Source organism: Aequorivita vladivostokensis, assembly GCF_000952855.1.
GTDB classification, from domain to species: Bacteria; Bacteroidota; Bacteroidia; order Flavobacteriales; family Flavobacteriaceae; genus Aequorivita; species Aequorivita vladivostokensis.
This window is the reverse complement of sequence record NZ_JSVU01000005.1, coordinates 233021-251138: the sequence shown is the minus strand read 5'-3', so window position 1 is coordinate 251138 and position 18118 is coordinate 233021. Positions and strand designations below refer to the sequence as shown.

The 18118-nt window shown below is 42.1% G+C and carries 15 protein-coding genes; 5 read left to right on the top strand and 10 right to left on the bottom strand.

The genetic code is table 11. The features are described 5' to 3' along the window. Nucleotides 1-44 precede the first annotated feature (44 nt). On the bottom strand, nucleotides 45-2279 hold the full coding sequence (locus MB09_RS10070; RefSeq protein WP_045080762.1) for a polyribonucleotide nucleotidyltransferase: 2235 nt from the start codon (nucleotides 2277-2279) through the stop codon (nucleotides 45-47). 219 nt (nucleotides 2280-2498) lie between these two features. Next, nucleotides 2499-2768 carry a 30S ribosomal protein S15 gene (rpsO, locus tag MB09_RS10065; RefSeq protein ID WP_045080761.1) on the bottom strand — a complete coding sequence of 90 codons (270 nt, stop codon included), beginning with the start codon at nucleotides 2766-2768 and terminating at the stop codon, nucleotides 2499-2501. Nucleotides 2769-2938: 170 nt separating this feature from the next. On the opposite strand from rpsO, the gene MB09_RS10060 reads away from it, so the two are divergent. Next, nucleotides 2939-3772: a hypothetical protein gene (locus tag MB09_RS10060; RefSeq protein WP_045080760.1), complete on the top strand. Its 834-nt coding sequence runs from the start codon at nucleotides 2939-2941 to the stop codon at nucleotides 3770-3772. A gap of 49 nt (nucleotides 3773-3821) precedes the next feature. Here the strand turns inward: MB09_RS10060 and accD are convergent, their stop codons facing one another. From accD to tamL, 3 genes are all read right to left on the bottom strand, one after another. After that, nucleotides 3822-4688: an acetyl-CoA carboxylase, carboxyltransferase subunit beta gene (accD, locus tag MB09_RS10055; RefSeq protein ID WP_045080759.1), complete on the bottom strand. Its 867-nt coding sequence runs from the start codon at nucleotides 4686-4688 to the stop codon at nucleotides 3822-3824. Between the two features lie 79 nt (nucleotides 4689-4767). Continuing rightward, nucleotides 4768-5835: a class II fructose-bisphosphate aldolase gene (gene fbaA / locus MB09_RS10050; protein ID WP_045080758.1), complete on the bottom strand. Its 1068-nt coding sequence runs from the start codon at nucleotides 5833-5835 to the stop codon at nucleotides 4768-4770. A gap of 43 nt (nucleotides 5836-5878) precedes the next feature. After that, entirely contained in the window at nucleotides 5879-8437 is a 2559-nt protein-coding gene (gene tamL, locus MB09_RS10045) for a translocation and assembly module lipoprotein TamL (protein ID WP_045080757.1), read from the bottom strand. A 36-nt stretch (nucleotides 8438-8473) separates the two neighbouring features. Between tamL and MB09_RS10040 the strand changes: the two genes are divergently transcribed. Further along, on the top strand, nucleotides 8474-9202 hold the full coding sequence (locus MB09_RS10040; RefSeq protein ID WP_045080833.1) for an RNA methyltransferase: 729 nt from the start codon (nucleotides 8474-8476) through the stop codon (nucleotides 9200-9202). Here MB09_RS10040 and porT read toward each other — a convergent pair. Beyond that, nucleotides 9189-9899 (bottom strand): type IX secretion/gliding motility protein PorT/SprT, encoded by a 711-nt coding sequence (porT, locus tag MB09_RS10035; protein WP_045080756.1) that lies wholly within the window; start codon nucleotides 9897-9899, stop codon nucleotides 9189-9191. The two genes, MB09_RS10040 and porT, sit on opposite strands and share 14 nt — an antisense overlap. A 3-nt stretch (nucleotides 9900-9902) precedes the next feature. After that, entirely contained in the window at nucleotides 9903-10634 is a 732-nt protein-coding gene (gene ubiE, locus MB09_RS10030) for a bifunctional demethylmenaquinone methyltransferase/2-methoxy-6-polyprenyl-1,4-benzoquinol methylase UbiE (protein WP_045080755.1), read from the bottom strand. A 163-nt stretch (nucleotides 10635-10797) separates the two neighbouring features. Here ubiE and trkA point away from each other — a divergent pair, with 163 nt between their 5' ends. Then, complete coding sequence (gene trkA, locus MB09_RS10025) at nucleotides 10798-12147, top strand: Trk system potassium transporter TrkA (protein WP_045080754.1); 1350 nt, start codon at nucleotides 10798-10800, stop codon at nucleotides 12145-12147. After that, entirely contained in the window at nucleotides 12147-13652 is a 1506-nt protein-coding gene (locus MB09_RS10020; RefSeq protein ID WP_045080753.1) for a TrkH family potassium uptake protein, read from the top strand. The genes trkA and MB09_RS10020 overlap by 1 nt, the downstream gene beginning before the upstream one ends. Before the next feature lie 17 nt (nucleotides 13653-13669). Here MB09_RS10020 and purT read toward each other — a convergent pair whose 3' ends face one another. The 3 genes from purT to MB09_RS10005 all read right to left on the bottom strand — a co-directional run bounded on the left by purT (nucleotide 13670) and on the right by MB09_RS10005 (nucleotide 17212). After that, nucleotides 13670-14836 (bottom strand): formate-dependent phosphoribosylglycinamide formyltransferase, encoded by a 1167-nt coding sequence (gene purT / locus MB09_RS10015; RefSeq protein ID WP_045080752.1) that lies wholly within the window; start codon nucleotides 14834-14836, stop codon nucleotides 13670-13672. Nucleotides 14837-15059: 223 nt separating this feature from the next. Beyond that, the gene (locus MB09_RS10010) at nucleotides 15060-16247 is read right to left on the bottom strand and encodes a pyridoxal phosphate-dependent aminotransferase (RefSeq protein WP_045080751.1); all 1188 of its coding nucleotides are present in this window, start codon (nucleotides 16245-16247) and stop codon (nucleotides 15060-15062) included. Between the two features lie 5 nt (nucleotides 16248-16252). Further along, nucleotides 16253-17212 (bottom strand): fatty acid desaturase family protein, encoded by a 960-nt coding sequence (locus tag MB09_RS10005; protein ID WP_407637645.1) that lies wholly within the window; start codon nucleotides 17210-17212, stop codon nucleotides 16253-16255. A gap of 266 nt (nucleotides 17213-17478) precedes the next feature. Here MB09_RS10005 and rsmG point away from each other — a divergent pair, with 266 nt between their 5' ends. Then, nucleotides 17479-18108: a 16S rRNA (guanine(527)-N(7))-methyltransferase RsmG gene (gene rsmG, locus MB09_RS10000; RefSeq protein WP_045080750.1), complete on the top strand. Its 630-nt coding sequence runs from the start codon at nucleotides 17479-17481 to the stop codon at nucleotides 18106-18108. Nucleotides 18109-18118 lie beyond the last annotated feature (10 nt).

Sequence of the window (18118 nt, the reverse complement as noted above, 5' to 3'; positions counted from 1 at the left end):
GCCCTTCATTTCTGAAAGGCGTTTGTTTCAATTTGAAATAAGAATTAGTCCCTCTTTCTGTCTCGGTCGCGATTGTCACGGCCGCGATTGTCACGTCCACGGTTATCACGTCCGCCGTTGCGATTGTCATCGCGTGGAGGGCGCTCTTTAAAACCTTCGGGTTTTGGAAGAATTGCTTTGCGCGAAACTCTTTCTTTCTTGGTGCGTGGGTCCACGCCCATATATTTCACATCAAAAACATCGCCCATGTTTACCACATCGCTAACGTTTTCAGTGCGTTCCCAAGCAAGTTCGGATACGTGCAGTAGAATCTCATTTCCGGGAGCGTCAGTATATTCCACCACGGCGCCGAAATCGAGCATTTTGATAACTTTTACCTCATAAATACTACCCACTTCAGGCTTGAAGGTAAGCGAATCAATTTTTGCCAAAACCTTATCAATGCCTTCTTGGCTCGTGCCGAGAATTTCCACGATACCTTCTTCGGTTACTGGATCTTCATTGATAACAATTGTAGTTTTGGTAGCTTTTTGAAGCTCTTGGATTACCTTTCCGCCCGGTCCAATCAAGGCTCCTATAAATTCATTTGGAATGGTAACGGTAACCATTTTTGGAGCGTGTGGTTTCACATCTGGGTTTGGTTGAGCGATAGTATCGGTCAATTTTTCAAGAATATGAAGTCTTCCAGCAGACGCTTGTTTTAACGCGTTTACCAAAATTTCGTATGAAAGCCCTTTTACCTTAATGTCCATTTGGCAAGCAGTAATTCCATCTGCCGTTCCTGTTACTTTAAAGTCCATATCGCCCAAATGATCTTCATCACCTAAGATATCAGAAAGTACGGCATATTTCCCTGATTCTCCATCAGAAATCAAGCCCATGGCTATACCCGAAACTGGTTTTTTCAATTGAACCCCAGCATCCATTAACGCCATGGTTCCAGAGCAAACAGTTGCCATAGATGAGGAACCGTTAGATTCCAATACTTCTGCAACTACTCGTACAGTGTATGGACAATCTGCAGGAATCATTCCTTTTAAGGCGCGCTGTGCCAAATTTCCGTGACCTATCTCTCTACGGGAAGTTCCACGGATGGGGCGGGCTTCTCCTGTTGAGAAAGGAGGGAAGTTGTAATGAAGGTAAAAGGTTTCCTCCCCTTCAAAAGATGGCATATCAATTTGGTTCGCTTCGCGGGAAGTTCCCAAGGTTACGGTTGCCAGAGCTTGCGTTTCGCCACGTGTAAAGATAGCGGAACCGTGTACAGATGGAAGATAATCAACCTCGCACCAAATAGGACGGATTTCATCAGTTTTTCTACCGTCCAATCGCAAACCTTCGTTTAAGGTTAGGTCGCGAACGGCTGCCTTTTCTGCCTTGTAATAATATTTCGAGATTAAATCTCCAAAGTCCTCCAATTCCTCTTCAGAAAAGGTAGCTTTTATTTCTTCTTTTATCGCGTCAAAAGAAGCACTTCGTTCGTGCTTTGCTGAAGCAGATTTTGCTACGGCATATACTTTATCGTAAGCCATATCGTGAATTTTCTTTTTCAGCGCTTCGTCTTCACGTTCGCCTTCGTATTCACGCACTTCTTTTCTGCCAACGGCTTCGGCCAATCGCATTTGGGCATCAATTTGCTTTTTGATGTGCTCGTGGGCGAATTTAATGGCCTCTACCATTTCTTCTTCTGAAATTTCCTTCATTTCACCCTCAACCATCATCACAGAGTCTGCAGAAGCACCGATCACCATATCGATGTCAGATTCTTCCAGTTGTGCGCGGGTTGGGTTGATAATGAATTCACCATTTATTCTTCCCACGCGTGCTTCAGAAATGGCACACTCAAAAGGAAAATCTGAAAGTTGGATGGCTGCAGAGGCGGCCAAACCAGCCATTGCATCTGGCATAACCTCTTCATCGTGGCTCATTAATTGAATCATCACCTGCGTTTCGGCGTGATAATCTTTTGGGAAAAGTGGACGCAATACACGGTCTACAAGTCGCATTGTCAAAACTTCGCCGTCACTCGGTCTCGCTTCTCTCTTGAAGAAACCACCTGGGTAGCGACCCGAGGCAGCAAACTTTTCGCGATAATCTACTGTTAAAGGTAGAAAATCAACGTCGCTCTGCTTGTAGTTTGAAACTACAGTACATAGCAACATACATTTTCCGGATTTTACAACAACAGAACCGTGGGCCTGTTTTGCCAATTTTCCGGTTTCGATGGAAATTTCCCTTCCATCACCTAGGTCTATGACCTCTTTAAATACTTTAGGAATCATTTGTTTTTCATTTAGTACGCCGAGGGCGCACGGTTAAAAATGGTCAACGACTGACTGTCAGTCGTAGCGTTGTTGTGTTGTTGTGGTTTGACCAATGAAAAACTTAAGGGTAGCCTTTCTGAGCGCAGTAAAGGAACATTTGTGATGTTTCCTTGTCCTTGCCTTTAAAAAACAAAGCGAAGCAACTTTTTGAGATTACTTCGCCTTGATTGTAAATTTTTATTTACGTAATCCTAATTCTTTAACGATCGCACGGTAACGTAGAATATCTTTTTTCATAAGATAATCCAGCAGCGCTCTGCGCTTACCTACTAACATTACCAAAGAACGCTCTGTATTGTAATCCTTGTGATTTGCTTTTAGGTGTTTTGTTAAATGCTCGATGCGGTATGTGAATAGCGCAATCTGTCCTTCTGCTGAACCAGTGTCAGTCTTGGACTTTCCGTGTTTTTCGAAAATTTTTCCTTTTTCTTCTGTTGATAAATACATGCCAATATTGTTAAAATGATTTTTATGTACTGACTACCTTTTTGATAATCAAGGGTGCAAAAGTACAAAATCGATTTTGATATTGAAGTGTTTCGAATAAAATTAATTCAAAATATATCAAATAGATGCTTTTCAGCGTTATAAGAACCTAACTCTAAACTTGTAAATTTATGAAAACCACCGCCTTTAAATTATTTCTGGCCTTTTTTGTAGCTGTAGCCTTCCTTTTCACCAGTTGTTCCGAAGATGAAAGTAATGAAACAGAGCAGGTAGATTTTTCTTCCGAAAACTCCATGCGAGCTGCAAAAACCGATAATGTTGCCGAAGGTACATTTAATATTATAGAACAGGCTTTTGTGGAAAATGAAACTGAGTCACGCGGCATTACCGAATTCTCCCTGTTCCCGAATTGTACGCAGATTACTGTGGGAATGGATGGAAACGTATTCACCATCCTTTTGGATTTTGGCGATTCCTGTACCTTAAATAATGGGAATGTGGTTTCTGGAAGCATCTTTCTGGAATATGGCCCATTGGTTTCTGGTACCTATACGGTTAATTATACCTTTCAAGACTTTGTTTTTAATGGAAATGGTGTAAGCGGAGGCGGAAGCATTCTATATGAAATAGCAAATCAAAACGATAACCCACAATCTACTGTTAACGAAAGTATCACCGTGAGTTTTCCAAACACTACAGTAACGGGCACTCGTAATGGAACCCGTGTTTCTGAATGGGTGGAAGGTGTAGGTTCTGGTACGTGGCTTGACAATGTGTATCACGTAACCGGAAATTGGCAAACTGTATTTACCAATGGTTTTGAACGTAGTGGAGAGGTTACAGAAACCCTTGTTTATAAAACTTCCTGTCGTTGGGTTGTTGATGGACGGCTTGAGGTTTCACAGGATGGGGTAACGGCAGCTATCGATTTTGGTGATGGCGAATGTGATAATCAGGCCGTATTTATTTACAACGGTCAAGAATATCCCTTTACAATGAATTGATTGAAAATTGCTTTCAGTAAAAAAGCTGCTCGTTTGGAGCAGCTTTTTTTTATGCGGTCTTTTCACGAAGCGGCCTGTTTAGGACCAAATCGAGGTAAAGGTTTATTTTTCTTTTCAGGTCACGGCGATGTGTAATGAAATCCAAGAAACCGTGCTCCAAAACAAATTCAGCAGTTTGGAAACCTTCGGGCAATTCCTTCCCGGTAGTATCGCGAACTACACGCGGCCCAGCAAAGCCTATCAGCGCACCTGGTTCGCTAATATTGATATCACCCAGCATTGCGAAAGAAGCGGTCGTTCCACCGGTAGTTGGGTCTGTACACAAAGAAATGTAGGGTATGCCCGCATCACTTAATTGGGCGAGTTTCACACTGGTTTTTGCAAGCTGCATCAGGGAAAGGGCAGCTTCCATCATTCGGGCGCCGCCACTTTTTGAAATTATCAATAAAGGGATTTTCTTTTTAAGCGAATAATCGGCAGCACGGGCAATCTTCTCGCCTACAACGCTTCCCATGGAACCGCCAATAAAGCTGAAATCCATACAGGCTACAACCAAATCTGCGCCCATGGATTTCCCAACGGCACAGCGAATTGCATCCTTGAGGCCGGTTTTGTCTTGCGCTTCCTTTAACCTGTCAGTATATTTCTTTTTGTCCTCAAATTTAAGGGTGTCCTGTGAGGTAAGATTTTTATCGAGCTCCTTAAATTTGTTGTCGTCAAAAAGGATTTCAAAATATTCCTTACTGCCAATGCGAACGTGGTAGCCGTCTTCGGGGCTTACGTAAAAATTCTTTTCAAGTTCTTCACTGTCAACTATCTTTCCGGTGGGCGATTTGTACCACAGCCCTCTCGGGACGTCCTTTTTTTCTTCGGTTGGGGTCTGAATTCCCTTTTTTGTTCTTTTAAACCAAGGCATAAGCTTATAGTTTGGTGTTTATGGTTTGTTGTTTTATTTTGAAACTGGTGTTTTTACAGTTTCAGTTTTAGGTGAATTTTTACAAGGTATTTACATTGTTCAAATCCCTAAAAGCTTGTTCAAGTCTTTTTTTGAAGGTGATTTCGCCTTCGCGAAGCCATTTTCGTGGATCGTAATATTTCTTATTTGGAAGATCATCGCCTTCAGGATTTCCGATTTGGGTTTTTAAATATTCCAAATTGTCCACCATATAATCGCGAACGCCTTCGGTAAATGCAAATTGCAGATCGGTGTCTATATTCATCTTTATTACGCCATAACCAATCGCCTCGCGAATTTCCTCTACCGTAGAACCGCTTCCCCCGTGAAAAACAAAGTCAATTGGGTTGTGTCCCGTATTGAATTTTTTCTGGACATATTCCTGTGAATTTTTAAGGATCACGGGCGTCAATTTTACATTTCCGGGTTTGTAAACGCCGTGTACATTTCCAAAGGCTGCGGCTATGGTAAACTGGTCGCTTATTTTTGAAAGCTCTTCATAGGCATAGGCCACTTCTTCGGGCTGGGTGTAAAGTTTGGACGAATCTACGCCGGTATTATCAACGCCATCCTCTTCGCCGCCGGTGATGCCCAATTCAATTTCGAGGGTCATCCCAATCTTGCTCATGCGCTCTAAATAGCGTTTGCAGATTTCAATATTTTCTTCAATAGGCTCTTCGGAAAGGTCTATCATGTGGCTACTGTAAAGCGGTTTCCCCGTTTCCTTGTAGAATTTTTCACCGGCATCTAGCAAGCCATCAATCCACGGAAGCAATTTTTTGGCGCAATGATCTGTGTGCAGGATTACGGTAGCTCCATAAACCTTTGCCAGTTCGTGAATGTGTTTTGCACCAGCCACTCCGCCTGCGATTGCAGCTTTTTGATCTTCATTTGAAAGACCTTTCCCTGCATTGAAATGTGCCCCGCCATTGGAAAATTGGATAATTACAGGGGAATTCAGCTCAGCGGCTGTTTCCATTACTGTATTTATACTATCGGAGCCCACAACATTAACGGCGGGCATAGCAAAACCTTTGTCTTTTGCGTATTTATGAATTTTTTGAACTTCTTTTCCGGTTGCTACGCCGGGTACAATTCCGTGGCTCATGATTATAAGTGTTTAGCAAGCAAAAATAACAAATTTATATCGTTTAAAAGGGATAGTTGATACCGATGTTGTAAACAGCCTTGCGGAAACTATAGTCCGTAAACCACCGTTCGCCAATAGGTTTTCCGGGATTATGGGTTTTAAAACCAACATCAAAGCGGAATACGAAAAATCCAAAATCATACCGCAGACCGATTCCAGTGGCAACAGCAATTTCCTTTAAATCTGCAATGCCGTTGAAAACTGAGGCATCGTCTTCAATATTGTCTAAAACGTTCCAAATGTTACCAGCATCCACAAATAAGCCGCCTTTAAAATCTCCGAGAATGGTGAAACGATACTCTGCATTAAACGCCAGTTTGAAGTTCGCATCATTAAAGTCCAAAATACTACCGCTGCTTCCCGGGCCCAGATCATAGGCTTTCCAGCCCCTGTTATCATTGGCTCCTCCAGCAAAATAGCTTCGGGTAAAGGGAATGCTGTTGCTATTGCCGTAAGGGATAGCAATCCCGCCAAAAGCGCGGACGGCGATTATGTTTTTTCCATCTATATCCCAATGCTTTATGTATTCAGCTTCTGGCTTAATGTATTGGGAATAGACTACTCCCAAAGCTCTATAGTTTCCGGCTGCATTCTTTTGTGAACCGACCAGACTTGAAATTCCCGACAGTAAATTCCCTGCCGATTCAAGCTTTAAACGCAAACGCGAAAAATTATTATCGTTAAGATTTTCCCGTGTATCTCTCGTCAAGCTAATGTTTGATGCAAAAATAAGGTTGTTTTCACTAAGCCTTGCTTCACGTTCGGCAATACTTAAAACTTCATCAAATGTCTCGGTATCGGCGGGAATATTTTGGTTTAGTACATCCAGAATAAATTCCTCTGTTTCCTCGGGAATTTCAAGGGTAGGATCGGTGCCCGGATTATTGAAATCATAATTTAGACCTTGCGCAATTTCATTGAGCCTGTTATAGGAACTTTTATAAACGTTGTAATAATTTTCCACGTTTAGATTTCTTACGTATTGTAGATTCAAAAAATCCAGTTGATAGGTAAGAATTCTGGATGGTTTCCAGCGGTAATTATAAATCCCGCTTATGGTCTGCCTGTCCAAACCTATGTTGTTCTGCAAACTTGCACCAAAACTAAGGCTGGTGGAGGGCGACATATATTTTGGGATTAATTTTTCGGTATTTATGGGGAAAATGATTCTTGGAAAAGTAAGTTTAACGTCTCCGCCAAATTCTGAAATATTAAAAAATTTACTCTCCCGGTCTGCGGCATCCTTAGAGGAACCCAAGCTGCCACGACCAGAAATTTCAAGAATTTCGGCGCCGCGAAAGATATTTCTGAAAATCATATTTCCGCTGAAACTAATCCCAAACTGCTGAATGGTGGAGGTATAGGCGTCAAAATCTACACCCAGCGTAAACCGATCGCGCGGATTGAGGAGGATGGTGGCATTCAACAATTTTCCCGTGGAATCTGTCGCTACTTCGGAGTAATTTATGTTTGGATATTTAAAAATACGCAGATCGCTAATTTGGTTATAGGTCAACCTACGGTCTATATCCTTATAAATTTTTCCCGGCGTTATTGAAACGGCATCGGCTATGGCCTTTGGACGGAAGCGCATTTTGCCATAACTAAAAAGTTTATACCCCTTATAGCTGATGGAATCCTGAAAAGCTTCATCGCGATTTTCATAGGAATAATCCGTCACAATCCGAACCTCGTTTATGGTATGGACTTGGAAAGGAACCGTGTAGGTACTGTCGTTTTTAGTTATTTTTCGATCGGGAATAATATAGGTAATGTTCGCTTTGTGGTCTGTATTTACGGTATCGGCCTCAAAACCCACATATTCCTGCTCAAAATGGTAAAGGCCCGAATTTCTGAACTGAATGGTCAGCCGGTCGCGTTCGTTTACAAAATCATTGGCGGCATATTGCTTGCCCGGCACTATAAAAGACTTGGCTTTGGTAAGCTGAAATAACGAATCCACTACCGGCGAACTTATTTTTTCAACAATGGAATCGCCTACAAAATAAGGTTTGTGCTTCGTTACAAAATACGTGACTTTTGCCCGCTTCTTTTTTTTCTTGTTGGGCTCAATTTTATAATCTACTTCGTCGTTAAAATAGCCATAACTGGCGTACCATCGCTTAAGGCGCACCATAGATTTCTCGATTTTCTGTTCGTTGATAATGGCGGGCGCATCGCCAGATTTTTGAAGCCATTTGTTCAACCCTACATAGCTGCTGTCTATCTGGTTTACCTGTTTCTTTGAGAGAAGTTTGATAAGCCGTTCCTCGCGTTTCGGATTTTTATGAAGCCATTTTTGGTAGGTAGAATCCGGATGTGGATCGGCCAAATTATAAATATGAAGCCCCAGCGGTACGCCAATTAGGGGAATGGAAGTATTGGGTTTCTGTGCCAGTTGGCTGTAAACCCCTGCATCCTTAATTTTTACGCTATCTACCAATATGGTGTTTTCGGTGAGCAGATATTCACCGTCCGGCACTCTTTTTACAGCATTGCAGGATAAAAACAAACCAATAAATACTGTAAATAGTGATATTTTTGTGAGGTCGCGCTTCAAGTGTGTGTTTTAATTCAATTTCAAAAATACTATATTTTGGTCAGCAAAAGTCAAACAAAATTAATAACGAGTCTGCAGCAGAAAAAGTACCGAAGCCAAAGCGGACTTTTTGTAGCCGAAGGCCCAAAAGTGATAGCCGAACTGTTAAGTGAGAATCTGGAGCTGCATTCCCTTTTTTCAACAAATGCTTCTGAAATTACCGCACAAAACCATTATCACGTTACCCAAGCCGAACTCAAAAAAATAAGTTTTCTGAAAACGGCGAATACTTCATTGGCGCTTTTTAAAATTCCGCAGCCTAAATTCCCGCAGGATTCGGGTTTGATCGTGGCGTTGGACGCCGTGCGCGACCCCGGCAATTTGGGAACCATCATCCGGCTTTGCGATTGGTTTGGCGTGCAGCAACTACTTTGTTCCGAAGACACAACAGACTGTTACAATCCAAAGGTGGTGCAGGCCACTATGGGTTCCTTGGCACGGGTGCAGGTACATTATTTGGAGCTTTCGGAATACTTCGGAAAAACGAAGTTGCCTATTTTTGGAGGGTTTATGGATGGAAATAATATCTATTCAGAAAAACTTCCAAAAGAAGGTATCATTGTAATGGGCAATGAAGCCAATGGCATTTCCGAAGAAATTTCCCAAAAAATTACCCACAGAATAACGATTCCGCGGTTTGGGAAAATTCAAAAAACCGAGAGCCTCAACGTTGCTACGGCAACCGCTATTCTTTTAAGCGAATTCCGAAGGTTTACTGAAATGTAAAGTTTATAAAAACGCCGCGAGTGGCTAATTTATCGATGTTGCCCGTCCATGGACTATTGGGGTCATCGTCCGGCACCAGTTCATCGCTCATCGCAAAAACACCGCGAATGGAGGGTGTAAATTTGAAATAATAGAGGTAGAAATCAATCCCAAAACCAAGTTCGTAATAGTTGGTGCTTTTGGTCATCCGGAATTTTCCCTGCTCGTTGTCCTCTGGGTTTTTCTCGTTGCTAGAAAGGTTCAGCGAGGTGGAAACACCGCCAATAATGAACGGTTTTATATTGTTCAATCGCTTGGTTGAAACCTTTAGCAGCAATGGCACGTGAATGTAGGTTGATTTCACTTCCCGCAGATAATCCTTTTGTTCGGTAAAGCCCGGAAAATTGAGGTTACGCTGGGTGAAATAAAGTCCTGGTTCCAGTCGCAGGTTGAAATATTCATTAATACGCATATCGCCAATAAGCCCCACATTGAACCCCGCAGAGCGGTCCACTATAATATCTGTGTTGTCATCGGCGTACTGTTCTTTATAATCTATTTTGAAGTCATAACTGTTGAACCCCAAAAAATAGCCCCAGGTAAAACGTTTTTTGTCAAAATTTTCCAAATTGGCCAAACGCTCCTTGTTGAAAAACCACTGCGCATTTGCACTATTTGCGATACATAAAACGGCCAATACAAAAAAAAGCTTCTTCATAGATTATTTGGTAGCATTATAGATGGTTGCCACACCGAAAGTTTGTGGTTTATTTTTCACTTCATTAAACCCAATTTTGCGCAAAATATTGTTGAGCACTTCCCCGTGCGGAAAAACAGAGGCGCTTTCACTTAAATATTTGTACGCCACCTTATCTTTGGAAAATAGCTTGCCCACAAGCGGCAAAACGTTTTTTGAATAAAAATAATAGCCTTGCTTAAAGGGAAATTTTGAAGGCACCGAAGTTTCCAAAATAACAAAAATGCCACCTTTTTTGAGTACGCGGTAAATTTCGGATAGGCCTTTTTCCAGATTTTCAAAATTTCGGATGCCAAAGGAAACTGTAATTGCGTCAAAAGTGTTGTCGTCAAACGGCAAGGCTTCGGAATCTGCCTGTACAAATTCAATTTTTTCTGAAATATTCTTTCCCGAAACCTTTTTGCGTGCCAAGGAGAGCATTCCTTCGGAAAGGTCCAGGCCCACAATCTTTTCGGCGGAAGTATTTTCAGCAAACTGGATGGCCAGGTCTCCTGTGCCCGTTGCAATGTCGAGAATGGTTTTCGGTCTGGTTTCGGCTACCATTTTAATAACCTTTTTTCTCCATTTTACATCAGAGCCGAGGGAAATTACGCGGTTTAACCCGTCATAATTTTCAGAAATAGTATCAAACATTTGTTCAACCTGTTTCTTTTTTCCTTCCGAAGAATCCTTATAGGGTGTTATTTTCTTTTCCATAAAATTGCGCTTGCAAAACTACATATTTTTTAAGAGGTGTTGTCAACTTTGTTTAAGTTTCAGACTTTTGCCCTAGCTTATTCATCAAAAATGATTTGTCCTTCAGTGCCTTTTATTTCTATATCTTTGCACTGTTTATTTTAAAGCCTAAACTAATAACTCAATGAAAATCATCATTGCCGGTGCCGGCGAAGTGGGGTTTCACCTTGCGAAATTGCTGTCTTTTGAATCGCAAAACATTACGCTTATTGACACCAACCGCGAGGCACTTGCCCACGCAGATGCACATCTGGATATACGGGTAGTGCGCGGCGATTCTACCTCTATAGCCGTTTTGAAGGATTCCAGAGTAGATGAGACTGATCTTGTAATTGCGGTAACTTCCAGTGAAACCACTAACATCACCGTCTGCGTGCTTGCCAAACAATTGGGGGCCAAACGCACCATAGCCAGAATCTCCAATACCGAATTTATTGACAGAAAGGATGAGGTGGGTTTTGAGAAATTCGGAATCGACGAATTGATTTCCCCGGAATCCTTGGCCTCAAATGAAATTGAATTGCTGCTCAGCCAAAGCGCCTTCAATGAAAGTTACGAATTTGAGGATGGTGCCTTGACGATGATCGGGCTAAGCCTGTCGCGCACTTCTGCCTTTGTGGGAAAGTCGGTAAAGCAAATGGCAAAAGTCTATCCCGAGTTGCAGTTTGTGCCCATTGCCTTACAGCGCTATGGCACCCAATACACTATCATTCCGCGCGGCGATACGCAATTTAAGGAAGGCGATCAGGTTTATTTCACCACTGTGCAGAAAGGCGATGACCAAATTTTTAAGCTGTCGGGAAAAAGTAAGCAGGAAATTAAAAACGTTATGATTCTGGGTGGAAGTAAGATCGGTTACAAAACCGCAAAAGATCTGTGTAAGAACAAGTTTAACGTTAAACTTATTGAAAGCAGCAAGGACAAGGCTTTTGAAATTGCCGATGACATTCCCGGTTGCCTAGTTATAAACGGCGATGGCAGAAATGTAGATTTATTGAATGAGGAATCCATAGAAGATATGGACGCTTTTATTGCCGTGACCGGAAATAGCGAAACCAATATTATGTCCTGCTTGGTAGCAAAATCAAAAGGAGTTAAGAAAGCAATCGCCCTGGTAGAGAATATGGATTATTTTCAGCTTTCACACTCCATTGGTATTGATACATTGATCAACAAAAAATTATTGGCCGCGAACAATATTTTTCGCTACGTCCGCAAGGGGGAGGTGGTGGCCATGACCAAGCTAAACAATATGAATGCGGAATTATTGGAATTTGTGGTGTATTCACATTCCAAAGTTTGCAACAAAAAAATAAAAGATCTCGATTTTCCGGTCTCGGCCATTATTGGCGGAGTAGTTAGGAATGGCGAGGGCATTATTGCCTTGGGCGATTTCGAAATAAAAAGCGGGGACAGGGTAGTGGTTTGCTGCCTTCCGCAATCCATCGGAAAGGTTGAAAAGCTTTTTATATAATGAATTCAATCACCAAACTCAATTATAAAATCATTTCGCACCTAATGGGGCTTTTGCTCATGGTGAACGGTGGTTTTATGCTTCTTTCCTCGGTGGTAAGTTGGTATTATAAGGACGGCGTGCTCAAAGAAATGCTATTGGCCGGATCGGTCGCCTTGGGAATTGGGGGCGCCATTATGCTGTTGACCAAAAACCACCGGAAGGAAATCCAAAAAAGGGAAGGCTATATAATAGTAACTTTCGGTTGGATTTTTATGGCCCTTATCGGTACGTTGCCGTATATTTTTACCGGGGCCATTCCCAGTTTTACCAATGCCTTTTTCGAAACGATGAGTGGTTATACCACGACGGGTGCATCTATTTTGACCGATATTGAAAGTATTCCCAATGGTGTGCTTTTCTGGAGAAGTATCACGCATTGGATTGGCGGGATGGGGATTATTGTTTTGGCAATTGCTATTCTGCCATTGTTGGGGATTGGCGGTATGCAGCTTTTTGCTGCCGAAGCTCCCGGTCCGGGAGGAGATAAACTGCATCCGAGAATTACGGATACCGCAAAAAGACTTTGGTTAATTTACGTAGGTTATACCTTGGCAGAAACAGTATTGCTGAAACTTGCCGGGATGAGTTTTTTCGACGCCATCAACCATTCGCTGGCCACTTTGAGTACGGGAGGTTTTTCAACAAAAAATGCGAGCGTTGCTTATTGGAACGATAACCCGATGGTGCAGTACATTATTATTGTATTTATGTTTTTGGCGGGCAGTAATTTCGTTTTAAGCTATTTCGCCTTTAAGCGAAAATTTCAAAAAATATTTCAGGATGAAGAGTTTAAAATGTATTCGGCACTTATTATCGGGCTCACGGTTGTAGCTTCGTTGCTGATCTATTTTGAGGCAGACGTGGCCATTTCCAGTATTGGGCACCCGATGGTATGGGGACCTTTTGAAAGTGCCTTTCGCCATGCCCTGTTCCAAGTTTTAACTATCATTACGACTACCGGTTTCGTAAGTGCGGACTATACGCTCTGGACTCCGTTTTTAACCATCTTCTTTTTCGGAATGATGTTTTTAGGAGGTTGTGCCGGATCCACCGCGGGGGGGATTAAGGTAATGCGCCATTTAATTATGATCAGGAACGGGGTTTTGGAATTTAAACGAACGCTGCATCCCCACGCCATTTTACCGGTGCGCTATAATAGCAAAGCCGTGCCACAGCCCATTGTTTTTAATATCCTGGGCTTCTTTATTCTGTACATGCTTTCCTTTATAATGGGAACCTTGGTTTTTTCTTGGTTGGGCCTTGATTTTAACACAGCGCTCGGCGGGGCGGCTTCTACCTTGGGAAATGTGGGTCCTGCGCTGGGTGATCTTGGCCCGGTAAACAATTATGCAGCTTTACCTGCCGCCGCCAAGTGGTGGTCCAGCTTTTTGATGCTAATTGGTAGGTTGGAACTCTTTACCGTGCTTATTCTGCTTACTCCTTTTTTCTGGAGAAATAGATAGTTTTAAAAACTTCAGATTTATTCTGAAATGACCTTTATTTGACTCGCTAACTTTTTGGCCTTTTCGGTTACTTCTGAAATATCGCCACCTAGATTATCGTGTGTTAAAACAATCCCCATTCTTCGAAAAGGACGAGAAGTAGGTTTGCCAAAAATCCTGAAATCTGTTTTTGGTGAAGCAGCTACCTTTTCCAAACCTTCAAAGGTAGGGTTTTCAGAATTTTCCGTAGCTAAAATTACAGCACTGGCGCCAATACGCTCCAGTGTTATTTCCGAGATTGGAAGCCCCAGAATTGCACGGAGATGCAGTTCAAACTCGTTGAAGTTTTGTGTTTTTGCAAGCGTAACCATTCCTGTATCGTGAGGTCTGGGCGAGAGTTCCGAAAAATACACTCCATCATCCGCTACAAAAAATTCAACTCCCCAAACACCGCAACCCGATAAGGCGGTTGTCACTTTTTCTGCCATTTGCTGGGCTTCTTCCAAAATTTCATTTTTCATTGGAGCCGGTTGCCAACTTTCCATATAATCCCCGCGTTCCTGCCGATGGCCAATTGGAGGGCAGAAAAGTGTTCTGCCGTTACGCTGCGTTACAGTTAGGAGGGTTATTTCATAGTTGAAATTTACAAAGGCTTCCACGATTACTTCAGCCACATCACCACGGGATCCTAGTTGTGAATACTCCCATGCCTTTTCAATATCTGCATCGGTTTTTATGGTGCTTTGGCCTTTTCCGCTGGAAGACATCAAAGGTTTTACTACACAGGGCATGCCGATTTCAGAAACGGCTTTTTGTAAGCTTTCTGCTGAGGTTGCGTATCGATATTTGGCGGTCTTTAAACCCAATTCATTGGTGGCCAGGTCTCGAATGGCTTTTCGGTTCATCGTAAAGTTTGCTGCCTTTGCAGAAGGGATTACGGTATAACCTTGTTTTTCATATTCGTAAAAACGTTCGGTGCGTATGGCTTCAATCTCGGGAACTATATAGTCAGGCTTGTGTTTCTCAACAAGGGCATCCAACGCATTGCCATCGAGCATATTTATTATTTCTGCAATGTCCGCGATCTGCGCGGCAGGGGCATTTTCATAACTGTCTACGGCTATTACTGTTTGTCCAATCCTTTTTGCTGCAATGGTAAATTCTTTTCCCAATTCTCCACTTCCCAATAATAAAATTTTAGCCATACGTTGTTTTTTGTAAAAATACAGCAATTGGATTTATGATAAATTAAAAACTGAAATTATATAAAGATGTCTTCTCCACGAGTTTTTCTAATTGGCGCTTGTGGAAAAGTGTACTGGAAAGTAATTATTTTCGGAAATATATTCCGCAACGGAAAATTTCCTCTAAAAAAAATGGGATAGGTTAACTTTAACCCATCCCACTTTTAAATGAATCGTGATTCTTTTAATCCAAGGCTTCTTTAATTCGGCGCATGGCTTCTTTTATTTCCGCTTCAGAAGCCGCGTATGAAAGGCGGATGCAATTTGGATCACCAAAGGCTTCGCCGGTTACGGTTGCAACTTTGGCTTCTTCCAAAAGATACAATGAAAAATCTGAGGCGGTGTTAATGTTCTTTCCGCGCAGCGTTTTTCCGAAGAAATAGGAAACGTCCGGAAACACATAAAACGCGCCTTCGGGTTGATTGGTTTTGAAACCTTCAATATCCGAAAGAAGATCCAAAATCAATTTCCTTCTTTCCTTAAAGGCATCTACCATAAATTTTATCTTGCTCGGCGGATTTTCCAAAGCGGTAATTGTAGCTCTTTGTGCAATAGCATTGGCACCGCTGGTTACTTGGCCCTGCATTTTGTTGCAAGCCCTTGCTATCCATTCGGGGCCACCTATGTAACCGATACGCCAACCCGTCATAGAAAAAGCTTTAGACACGCCATTTACCACTACGGTGCGGTCGTACATATCTTCAAACTCAGCCATAGATGCGTGGCCGCCACTAAAGTTTATGTGTTCGTAGATCTCATCGCTTATAATAATGATATCCGGATATTTCACCAAAACATCCGCAAGCTTCCGAAGCTCCTTTTTGCTGTAAACGGAACCACTCGGGTTACAAGGAGAGCTATAAATAATAAGTTTGGTTTTTGGGGTAATCGCTGCTTCCAGCGCTTCGGCGGTTACCTTAAAATCAGTTTCAATCGAGGTGGGTATTTCCTTCGGGATTCCTCCGGCTACCTTGCACTGGTCTGCATAGCTCACCCAATAGGGTGCGGGGAGGAGTGCCTCGTCGCCTTCATCTAAAAGAACCATTGTTAAATTTGCCAGGGATTGTTTGGCACCTGTGGAGACCACAATTTGCGATGGTTTATAATCTAAATTATTGTCTCTTTTAAATTTGGTAATGATGGCCTTTTTTAGATCGCCATAACCGTCAACGGGCGTGTAGGAATGATAATCGTCCTTGATTGCTTGAATAGCTGCTTCCTTTATATATTCCGGAACGGGAAAATCGGGCTCGCCAAGACTCAGGCCAATAATATCTACGCCTTGTTCCTTTAGTTCTCGCGTTTTGGCAGCCATGGCCAGCGTGGCCGATGTGGCCATCTCGTTCACTCGTTTTGAAAGTCTGTTGTCCATAATTATTAAGCGGGTACCGCAGGTTTCAGCCCCATTTCCTTTAAGTGTCTGAAATGTGCAATAATGGCCTTGCGGGTGGTTTTATATTCTTTATAGGGTAAATTGAATTCCTTGGTTGTGCTCTTTACAATTTTTGAAATATTCTTGTAATGAATGTGGCTGATATTCGGAAAAATGTGGTGCTCCACTTGGTGATTCAAACCGCCTGTGTACCAATTTACGATCTTGTTATTTGTTGAAAAGTTAACCGTGGTAAAAAGTTGGTGGATGGCCCAGGTGTTTTTCATGGTTCCAGTATCGTCGGGTAGCATGATTTCTGTATCCTCTACCACATGCGCAAGTTGAAAAACAATACTCAAAATCAATCCCGCCACATAGTGCATGATGAAGAATCCGAGCAAAATTTTCCACCATACGATATTAAAAAAGAGCAATGGAATTATAATCCAAAGCGAAACATAAATCATTTTTGTAATAACCAAAATGCTCCATTGGGTGATAGGTTTTGGCAATTTTCCGTAAGAAAGTTTGCGTGCCAAATATCTTTTCGTTTGGAAAAAGTCAGTGGTGAGTACCCAATTGAAGGTCAAAAGGCCATAGAAAAAAATACTGTACCAATGTTGGAATTTATGAAACTTGCGCCATTTTGAATGTTGGGAAAAACGCAGGATTCTTCCCGCTTCCAAGTCCTCATCGTGGCCGTGAATGTTCGTATAAGTATGGTGCAAAACATTGTGCTGCACCTGCCAATTGTAAACGTTTCCGGCAAGAATATACATACTCCCGCCCATTATTTTATTGATCCATTTTTTTGAGGAGTAGGAACCGTGGTTGGCATCGTGCATTACGTTCATTCCCACGCCGGCCATGCCCACACCCATAACTATGGTAAAAAGCAATTGCGCCCACCCCGGAAAATCGAGCGTCAGCAAAAGGAAGTAGGGAGTAAGATATAATGAAAACATTACGATTGTTTTCAAATGGAGCTTCCAGTTTCCTGTTCGGGCTATGTTGTTTTCTTTGAAATAATCGTTAACGCGCCTGTTTAGGGTTCTAAAAAATTTAGCACTGTCAACTCGGGAGAAATTTAGGTTTGTATATGTCAAAATGTAAATGTTAACTGGAAGATTTATTGCGAAAGGCACAAAAATAATTATCTTTTGTGGAAATCGAGAGCTTCAAAATTATAATTTTCACAAAGATAACATACTTTTGTCTCCTAAATTGTATTATGGAACTAATATTAAAATATTTTCCTCACCTTACGCCGCTTCAAAAGCAACAGTTTGAGCAGTTGCAGGCCCTGTATGAAGACTGGAATCTGAAAATAAATGTGGTCTCCCGCAAAGATATTGACGAACTTTACCTTCGGCATGTACTGCATTCGTTGGGTATTGCCAAAATCCAGTCCTTTCTTCCCGGCTCGCGAATTTTGGACGTGGGCACGGGTGGTGGTTTTCCCGGAATTCCTTTGGCAATTTTGTTTCCCGATGTAAAGTTTCATTTGGTGGACAGTATCGGAAAAAAAATAAAGGTGGTGGAAGAAGTGGTTGCCGGCTTACAATTGCAAAATGTAAAAACCACAAATGCCCGTGTGGAGACGGTTTCGGGGCAATACGATTTTATAGTGAGCCGTGCGGTGGCCCAGATGGACACTTTTGTGCATTGGGTACAGGGCAAGATAGCCAAAAAGAACCTACACGAACGCAGAAATGGCATCCTTTATTTAAAGGGTGGCGATTTGTCTGAAGAATTAAAAATATACACCACCGTAACTGTTTTTCCGTTGAGCGATTATTTTGATGAAGATTTTTTTGAAACCAAGAGTGTCGTGCATTTACCTCTTAAATATAAAGGGTGATTTTTTTCTT

What these genes read in the sequence shown, in the direction of transcription:
- MB09_RS10060 (WP_045080760.1), top strand. Translation starts at nt 2,939, where the DNA reads ATGAAAACCACCGCCTTTAAATTATTTCTGGCCTTTTTTGTAGCTGTA.
- accD (WP_045080759.1), bottom strand. Translation starts at nt 4,688, where the DNA reads ATGCCTTGGTTTAAAAGAACAAAAAAGGGAATTCAGACCCCAACCGAA.
- MB09_RS10070 (WP_045080762.1), bottom strand. Translation starts at nt 2,279, where the DNA reads ATGATTCCTAAAGTATTTAAAGAGGTCATAGACCTAGGTGATGGAAGG.
- ubiE (WP_045080755.1), bottom strand. Translation starts at nt 10,634, where the DNA reads ATGGAAAAGAAAATAACACCCTATAAGGATTCTTCGGAAGGAAAAAAG.
- purT (WP_045080752.1), bottom strand. Translation starts at nt 14,836, where the DNA reads ATGGCTAAAATTTTATTATTGGGAAGTGGAGAATTGGGAAAAGAATTT.
- fbaA (WP_045080758.1), bottom strand. Translation starts at nt 5,835, where the DNA reads ATGAGCCACGGAATTGTACCCGGCGTAGCAACCGGAAAAGAAGTTCAA.
- MB09_RS10005 (WP_407637645.1), bottom strand. Translation starts at nt 17,212, where the DNA reads ATGTTTTCATTATATCTTACTCCCTACTTCCTTTTGCTGACGCTCGAT.
- rpsO (WP_045080761.1), bottom strand. Translation starts at nt 2,768, where the DNA reads ATGTATTTATCAACAGAAGAAAAAGGAAAAATTTTCGAAAAACACGGA.
- trkA (WP_045080754.1), top strand. Translation starts at nt 10,798, where the DNA reads ATGAAAATCATCATTGCCGGTGCCGGCGAAGTGGGGTTTCACCTTGCG.
- MB09_RS10010 (WP_045080751.1), bottom strand. Translation starts at nt 16,247, where the DNA reads ATGGACAACAGACTTTCAAAACGAGTGAACGAGATGGCCACATCGGCC.
- porT (WP_045080756.1), bottom strand. Translation starts at nt 9,899, where the DNA reads ATGAAGAAGCTTTTTTTTGTATTGGCCGTTTTATGTATCGCAAATAGT.
- MB09_RS10020 (WP_045080753.1), top strand. Translation starts at nt 12,147, where the DNA reads ATGAATTCAATCACCAAACTCAATTATAAAATCATTTCGCACCTAATG.
- rsmG (WP_045080750.1), top strand. Translation starts at nt 17,479, where the DNA reads ATGGAACTAATATTAAAATATTTTCCTCACCTTACGCCGCTTCAAAAG.